This window comes from Streptococcus sp. 1055, assembly GCF_013276815.1.
GTDB lineage: Bacteria > Bacillota > Bacilli > Lactobacillales > Streptococcaceae > Streptococcus > Streptococcus pseudopneumoniae.
In genome coordinates, this window is the sequence record NZ_VMLT01000152.1 from 1 (window position 1) to 7,572 (window position 7,572).

Here is a 7,572-nt window from a genome sequence, read left to right on the forward strand (position 1 = left end):
ATAGAACTGACGAAGTCAGTAACATATATCTACGGCAAGGCGACGTTGACGTGGTTTGAAGAGATTTTCGAAGAGTATAAGCCTCTACATAACAAAACGCATATTACCAAGGCTCAAGACCTGATAATATGCGCTTTTCTTTTTTATTCAATGTGGGTTGTTTGATTAGCAAAGGCGATAATGGCTTGCTTCAACTCATCTCCACTGAGAGTGCGGAACTCTCCAATCTTTTGATTGATGGCTTCTAGAGGCATGACATTAACCTTACCAACGAAAATCTTATCCATAACTTGGTTATCAACAAGTTCTGTTGATACCAAGAGTTCTTCGTAGAGTTTTTCACCTGGACGGATTCCAACTTCAACGATTGGAATTTCGCTTTCGGTGTGTCCACTTAGAAGGACCATTTTCTTGGCCAAGTCATAGATTTTGACTGGTTTGCCCATATCAAGGATAAAGACTTCCCCATCCTTGGCATAAGCACCAGCATGGATAACCAGACGGCTAGCTTCTGGAATAGTCATAAAGTAACGGGTCATACGGAAGTCTGTCACCGTTACAGGCCCACCTTCAGCAATCTGACGTTCAAAGACTGGAATGACACTACCACGACTACCAAGAACATTCCCAAAACGAACCGCACAGTAGGTCGATTGGCTACGTTGGTTAAAGCCAGTGACAATCAACTCAGCCACGCGCTTGGTTGCTCCCATAACATTGGGTGGATTAACTGCCTTATCTGTCGAAATCATAACCATCTTAGACACTTTAGCTTCATCAACAGCCTTAGCAACATTGTAAGTTCCGCGGATATTGTTTTTGAAGGCTTCTTTTGGATTGCGCTCCATCATAGGAACATGCTTGTGGGCTGCCGCATGATAAACAATAGCAGGTTTGTACTGCTCAAAGACTTGCAAGAGACGGTCGTAGTCTTGAATGTCGGCAATCACAGGTACATAATCAATCCCTTGGAACTTACGAATCAATTCATGATAAACAAGGTAGATTGAGTTTTCCCCATGACCGAGCAAGACAATGCGTTCAGGATTGAAGCGACTAACTTGACGACAGATTTCAGAACCGATTGAACCTCCAGCTCCTGTGACTAAGATGGTCTTACCTGTCAGTTCTGCACCCAGACGCGATTCGTCAAGACGAATTTCCTGACGGCCCAAAAGGTCTGTAATATCAATCTTCTGGAAGCCAGTAGCTGCTTGGTGAAGGCCTTGAACAACGGTTTCAACCTTAGGCATCTTGTAACATTTGACACCCAGTTTATTACACATTTGCAGGATACGTTCATACTCTGACGGGTCAAGCGATGGAATTGCAACGATAACTCGCTCGATTTGATGGCGTTTAGCCAATTCAGGCAGATTGTCATAAGAACCTAAAACAGGAATACCACCAAGTTTTTGACCCTTTTTCTTAGCATCCTTATCCAAGATACCGACCAGCTCTAATTCACTTGTTGGATGTTGGTAACTATCCATAAAGAGAGCCCCACCATCACCGGCACCAATCAAGAAGGTCCGACGGTGTTCTCCATCACCACTGCCTTTTTTGCGTCTGGAGTAGATTAACTGCCAAGTAATCCGTGGCAATAAAATCAAGAAAGTACTCAACAAGATAAAGAGAATGATGAAACGGATGGAGAAAAGTGGCAAGAAGGCATAGCAGATACTATATGACAAGACACTGCTAGCAGTCACACCAAAAAAGATTTTCATAAAGTCCGTAATCTTGCTGTAACGACTAATACTAGCATTCAAGCCCCAAAATGCAATCATCAATTGATAAAACAAGAAGGCCAAACTCGTATAGATAATGTAGTCAACAGGTGCTGGATTAATCAAGCCGTAGAATAAGATATAAGATACAATGATGGAAACCACCATACTCAAAATATCAAATATTCCCCAGAAAACCTGCTTTTGTTGTTTATTTAAAATTTCCACCAGATCAATCACATAATCTGTGAGTTTTTTATTCATAGAAATTTACTCCTCCTTAAAAGAGTTTTACTATATTGTTATTGTAGCACATTTTAATTTATTTAGCTTATTTTTCCAAATAAATTACTGTTCCCTTGTACTCTTTCTTCCATTTAAATCCTCTAATTAAACCTACAATCGTTCCAAGGCCATAAGCAAAGTGAATGGAAAATAAAAGAAAGGGCATCACAATTAGAAATCCATTTTTATGTTTTAATAAAGTCAGCAAAGTGAGTAATGACAAAAGTAGAAAATAGGCACCTAATAGTAAAGTTATGAATACGAATGTGATCGGTAACAATGCTAGACTAAACACAAGACTCAAAACAAATAAACAAGGAACATAGTGAAATAATGATAAACACTTAGGCTGAACATAACTTGTCAAGCCAATCCACAAACCATTTGAATACTTTTGATGCAGCATTTTCTTGAATGTTGGTCGAATATACTGATAAGATAGAATACTTGGGCTATAGCGGATTTTATAACCATGTTCTCGAATTCTATAATGAATATCATTATCTTCAGTTCGGCCAAGTTGCTCATTTACTAAACCAACCTTCTGGAAAACCTCTCGTTTATACATCCCATGAAAAATAGAAGAAACATATCTATCCTCGGCACTATTTCGATAATTGGCAATGCTACTGCCAAACATATTTTCCTCAACAAGATGCAAGGTCTCTGCCCATTTTCCTTTTCCTTCGACAATCGTCGGTCTAGGCCCCCCACAGACAAATTCACCTTGTTGAATAACAGCCACATTGTTCATTACAAAACTCTCAGTAACTTTTGAATGAGCATCAATTTTTAAAATAAGGTCCCCTACAGAATGTTTAACTCCCAGGTTAAAACCACTAGCTTGATTTTTCTTAGGATTGTTATACAATCTAATTGAGTTAAACTCTGTATCTTCCTTTATAAATTGCTGAATGATAGCTGTGGTCCCATCTGTGGACATAGCATTTATAAATAGAATTTCAATATTCTCTTTAGGATAGGTTTGATTTTTTAAGTCTTCAATTAGACCAGACAGATATTTTTCTTCATTGTATGCACTGATTACAATGGATACGAGAAGACTTTCAACATTTTGAGTCACTACTACTCTCCTGAATTTTTCCTTCCACCATTCTATCATAATTTTCAAGACTTTCCCATTTTTATCTTGAAAGCCAGAAACCTTACTTGACATTATAGTGAAAAAGCCTTAAAATAAGCTGTTATTAAAATCAGCTAGAAGAGGTATTATATGAAAAAGCAATCACTCTTTTTTGTTCCAGGTATTATCCTGATTGGTGTTTCCTTGCGAACTCCTTTTACTGTTTTACCCATTATTTTGGGAAATATTTCGCAAGGTCTGGAGGTAGAAGTTAGTTCGCTTGGTGTCTTGACCAGCCTGCCTCTCCTTATGTTTACCCTCTTTTCACCATTTTCTACCCGACTGGCTCAGAAAATCGGCTTGGAGCATCTCTTCACCTACAGCCTCTTCTTCTTGACCATCGGCTCACTCATTCGACTAATCAATCTGCCCCTGCTCTATCTAGGAACCTTGATGGTTGGGGCAAGTGTCGCAGTCATCAATGTCCTGCTTCCTAGTCTTATCCAAGCCAATCAACCAAAGAAAATTGGTTTTCTGACCACCTTATATGTAACCTCTATGGGGATTGCAACGGCTCTGGCTTCCTATCTAGCTGTGCCCATTACACAAGCCAGTTCTTGGAAAGGACTTATCCTCCTCCTCACGTTACTCTGTCTAGCAACTTTTTTGGTCTGGCTCCCAAATCACCGCTATAATCATAGACTAGCTCCACAAACCAAACAAAAAAGTCAAATAAAGGTCATGCGTAATAAACAGGTTTGGGCAATTATTATCTTTTCAGGTTTTCAATCCTTGATCTTTTACACCGTCATGACCTGGTTACCTACCATGTCTATCCATGCAGGTCTATCCAGTCACGAAGCTGGCTTGCTGACTTCTATCTTATCTCTGATTAGCATTCCTTTTTCAATGACCATCCCAAGCCTGACAACCAGTTTATCTACTCGCAACCGTCAGCTCATGCTCACTCTGGTTTCACTAGCTGGTGTGGTCGGCATTTCCATGCTCTTTTTCCCAATCAATAATTTCATTTACTGGCTTGCCATCCATCTCCTCATCGGAACCGCAACCAGTGCCCTCTTCCCTTATCTCATGGTCAACTTTTCACTCAAGACAAGCGCCCCTGAAAAGACAGCCCAATTGTCCGGCCTATCTCAAACAGGAGGCTATATCCTAGCAGCCTTTGGGCCAACCCTCTTTGGTTACAGTTTTGACCTGTTCCACTCTTGGGTACCATCTGTAGCTGCCCTCTTGCTCATCGATATCCTGATGACTGTGGCCCTCTTTACAGTGGACAGAGCGGATAAGATCCTTTAAACTTCTAGTTTTAGCTAGAAGTTTTTTATATATAAAAATTTTACACATTTCTCTTGACAGGGCTTTCTTTTAGATGTACAATGTATGTGTAGAAAAATTATATATAAAAATCCTACACATTAGAAAAGGAGGTTTCCCATGTACTTTCCAACATCCTCTGCCTTGATTGAATTTCTCATCTTGGCCGTACTGGAAAAAGGGGATTCTTATGGTTATGAGATTAGCCAAACCATTAAGCTGATCGCTAATATCAAAGAATCCACACTCTATCCCATTCTCAAAAAATTGGAAGGCAATAGCTTTCTGACAACCTATTCTAGAGAGTTCCAAGGTCGCATGCGCAAATACTACTCCTTGACAAATGGTGGTATAGAACAGCTCTTGACCCTAAAAGATGAATGGGCACTCTATACAGACACCATCAATGGCATCATAGAAGGGAGTATCCGCCATGACAAGAACTGAATACCTGACTCAGCTAGAACTCTATCTCAAGAAACTACCTGAAGCTGACCAAATTGAAGCCATGGACTATTTCAGAGAGCTCTTTGACGATGCTGGAGTCGAAGGAGAGGAAGAACTCATCGCTAGCTTAGGAACTCCTAAGGAAGCAGCTCACGAAGTCCTCTCCAATCTTCTCGATAAAAAAATCAATGAGGCATCTGCTCAAAAGAATAACCGACAAATTTTGCATATCGCCTTGTTAGCTCTCCTTGCAGCCCCTATTGGTATTCCTCTGGGAATCGCCATCCTCGTGTCCCTGTTCGCAATCTTTGTGGCAGCCTTGACTGTCATCTTGGCTTTCTTTGCGGTTTCCATACTGGGTATCATCGGCGGATTCCTATTTTTAGTTGAAAGTTTCACTGTTCTCGCCCAAGCCAAATCAGCCTTTATCTTGATTTTCGGTTCTGGTTTACTAGCCATCGGTGCTTCTTCGCTAGTTTTACTAGGTATTTCCTATGTAGCCCGCTTCTTCGGTCTACTCATTGTTCGCTTGGTGCAATTTGTTCTCAAAAAAGGAAAGAGAGGTGACCAGCATGCGTAAATTGACAAAAGGATTTCTCATTTTTGGTGTGGTGACTACCGTTATCGGATTTATCCTGCTCTTTGTAGGCATCCAATCTGACGGGATTAAGAGCCTACTTTCCATGTCCAAAGAACCTGTCTATGATAGCCGTACGGAAGAACTAACCTTTGGCAAGGAAGTCGAAAACCTAGAAATCACTCTCCACCAACACGCGCTGACCATCACAGACTCTTTCGATGATCAAATCCACATTTCTTACCATCCATCTCTTTCTGCTCACCATGATCTTATCACCAATCAGAACGATAGAACTCTGAGTCTCACTGATAAGAAACTGTCTGAAAGTCCATTTATCTCTTCTGGAATTGATGGGATTCTCCATATTGTAAGTAGTTCATCTAATCGTTTTAATGATGTCATCATCGGACTACCGAAAGGGAGAACTCTAAAAGGGATCAACATCTCAGCCAATCGCGGACAAACCACCATCATAAATGCTAGCCTTGAAAATGCGACCCTCAATACAAACGGCTATATCCTCCGAATTGAAGGAAGTCGTATCAAAAACAGTAAACTCACAACTCCCAATATCGTCAATATCTTTGATACAGACCTTACAGATAGTCAGCTAGAGTCAACAGAGAATCACTTCCACGCTGAAAATATCCAAGTCCATGGTAAGGTTGAACTGACTGCCAAAGATTATCTCAGAATCATCCTAGACCAAAAAGAAAGCCAACGAATTAACTGGGACATCTCAAGTAACTACGGTTCTATCTTCCAATTCACAAGAGAAGAGCCTGAATCAAGAGGTACGGAATTAAGCAACCCTTACAAAACTGAAAAAACCGATGTCAAGGATCAACTCATTGCGAGATCTGATGATGATATTGAACTAATATCCACCCCAAGCAGACGTTGACAAAAACGCTTACATCTGCTACTATGGAAACTATTTATCTAACTAAAAGGAGGTTCTACCATGAAACAAGAATGGTTTGAAAGTAATGATTTTGTAAAAACAACAAGCAAGAACAAGCCTGAAGAGCAAGCTCAAGAGGTTGCAGACAAGGCTGAAGAAAGGATAGCCGATCTCGATACACCAATTGAAAAAAATACTCAGTTAGAGGAGGAAGTCTCTCAAGCTGAAGTCGAATTGGAAAGCCAGCAAGAAGAGACAATTGAAACGCCTGAAGACGGTGAAACGAGAACAGAAATAGAAGAAAAGAAAGCATTAGATTCTACTGAAGAAGAGCCAGACCTTCCTAAAGAAACAGAAAAAGTCACTATGGCTGAAGAAAGCCAAGAAGCTCTTCCTCAGCAAAAAGCAACCACGAAAGAGCCACTTCTTATCAGTAAATCTTTAGAAAGTCCCTATATCCCCGACCAAGTTCCAAAATCTAGGGATAAATGGAAAGAGCAAGCGCTTGATTTTTGGTCTTGGCTAGTGGAAGCGATCAAATCTCCTACAAGCAAGCTTGAAACAAGTAGCACACACAGCTACACAGCCTTTCTCTTGCTCATTCTGTTTTCTGCATCTTCCTTTTTCTTTAGTATCTATCACATCAAACATGCTTACTATGGACATATAGCAAGCATTAACAGTCGCTTCCCTGAGCAGCTAGCTCCTTTAACTCTTTTTTCTATCGTCTCTATCCTAGTAGCGACAACGCTCTTCTTCTTTTCATTCCTCTTGGGTAGTTTCGTCGTGAGACGATTTATCTACCAAGAAAAGGACTGGACGCTAGAAAAGGGTCTCCAACAATATAGTCAACTCTTAGCAATTCCAATCTTCCTCACTGCCACTGCTAGTTTCTTTGCCTTCTTTGACAGCCTGCGATTTACAGCCCTCTTGTGTGTGATTAGCATTGGAATCATTCTGCTTGCCAGTCTCCATATCATTACAAGACCAAGTCAAGCAAGTGAAAGCGACTCTTTCTATCAGTTATTCTTGTCTGTCCTTGTGAACGGAGTCATTATCCTCCTCTTCTTTGTAGCTGAAGTGGCACTGATTGGGGATTATCTCCGTATCTTGGCCTTTCTTTAAAATTCATACTCTTCGAAAATCTCTTCAACCACGTCAGCTTCGCCTTACCATAGATATATGTTCCTGACTTTGTCAGTCTTAT

7 protein-coding genes are annotated in these 7,572 nt (G+C 40.5%); 5 read left to right on the plus strand and 2 right to left on the minus strand.

Translation table 11 applies throughout. The features are described 5' to 3' along the window. Positions 1-143: 143 nt before the first annotated feature. On the minus strand, positions 144-1,994 hold the full coding sequence (locus HT699_RS11095; protein WP_138701585.1) for a nucleoside-diphosphate sugar epimerase/dehydratase: 1,851 nt from the start codon (positions 1,992-1,994) through the stop codon (positions 144-146). Between the two features lie 67 nt (positions 1,995-2,061). Next, positions 2,062-3,192, minus strand: coding sequence for a glycosyltransferase family 2 protein (locus tag HT699_RS11100; protein ID WP_138701586.1), 1,131 nt, complete (start codon positions 3,190-3,192; stop codon positions 2,062-2,064). Between the two features lie 57 nt (positions 3,193-3,249). Between HT699_RS11100 and HT699_RS11105 the strand changes: the two genes are divergently transcribed. The 5 genes from HT699_RS11105 to HT699_RS11125 all read left to right on the plus strand — a co-directional run bounded on the left by HT699_RS11105 (position 3,250) and on the right by HT699_RS11125 (position 7,490). Beyond that, positions 3,250-4,416, plus strand: coding sequence for a CynX/NimT family MFS transporter (locus HT699_RS11105; RefSeq protein WP_000744907.1), 1,167 nt, complete (start codon positions 3,250-3,252; stop codon positions 4,414-4,416). 138 nt (positions 4,417-4,554) lie between these two features. Next, positions 4,555-4,881, plus strand: coding sequence for a PadR family transcriptional regulator (locus HT699_RS11110; protein ID WP_000273854.1), 327 nt, complete (start codon positions 4,555-4,557; stop codon positions 4,879-4,881). After that, positions 4,868-5,461 carry a DUF1700 domain-containing protein gene (locus HT699_RS11115; RefSeq protein ID WP_000198676.1) on the plus strand — a complete coding sequence of 198 codons (594 nt, stop codon included), beginning with the start codon at positions 4,868-4,870 and terminating at the stop codon, positions 5,459-5,461. Before HT699_RS11110 ends, HT699_RS11115 begins: the two co-directional genes overlap by 14 nt. Next, positions 5,454-6,365, plus strand: coding sequence for a DUF4097 domain-containing protein (locus HT699_RS11120; RefSeq protein WP_001229062.1), 912 nt, complete (start codon positions 5,454-5,456; stop codon positions 6,363-6,365). The genes HT699_RS11115 and HT699_RS11120 overlap by 8 nt, the downstream gene beginning before the upstream one ends. Positions 6,366-6,425: 60 nt before the next feature. Next, positions 6,426-7,490 (plus strand): DUF6574 domain-containing protein, encoded by a 1,065-nt coding sequence (locus HT699_RS11125; RefSeq protein WP_000808433.1) that lies wholly within the window; start codon positions 6,426-6,428, stop codon positions 7,488-7,490. Positions 7,491-7,572: the final 82 nt, after the last annotated feature.